We start from the raw sequence: 385 nt of genomic DNA on the forward strand, positions 1-385 counted from the left end.
ACATCATCCAGGTCTTCAAGCATGTCCAGCAGCTTCAGCACCTTTTGCGCACCGTCCAGGTCCAGTTCGGCACTGGTGGTCGGCAGCATCACGATTTCCGCGTCGGTGCCGTTGAAACCAGCAGCTTCCAGGGCGTTACGCACGGCGTAGAAGCTGGCGAACGAGGTAAACACGTCGATGGAGCCGTCTTCGTTGGTCACGACGTCATCGGCATCCGCTTCCATCGCAGCTTCCATCAGCGCGTCTTCATCTGTGCCCGGTGCGAAGGTGATCTGCCCCTTGCGCTCGAACAGGTAGGCCACCGAACCATCCGTGCCGAGATTACCACCGCACTTGCTGAACGCATGACGTACGGCTGCCGCTGTACGGTTGCGGTTGTCGGTCA

The 385-nt window shown here is 59.7% G+C and carries 1 protein-coding gene; it reads right to left on the reverse strand.

Annotation, left to right across the window (positions count from 1 at the left end):
* The coding region (locus I6F36_RS39420) for a YebC/PmpR family DNA-binding transcriptional regulator (protein WP_225173342.1) at positions 1-385 on the reverse strand (385 nt) is incomplete at both ends.

This window comes from Bradyrhizobium sp. BRP19 (assembly GCF_020194195.1).
GTDB classification, from domain to species: Bacteria; Pseudomonadota; Alphaproteobacteria; order Rhizobiales; family Xanthobacteraceae; genus Bradyrhizobium; species Bradyrhizobium yuanmingense.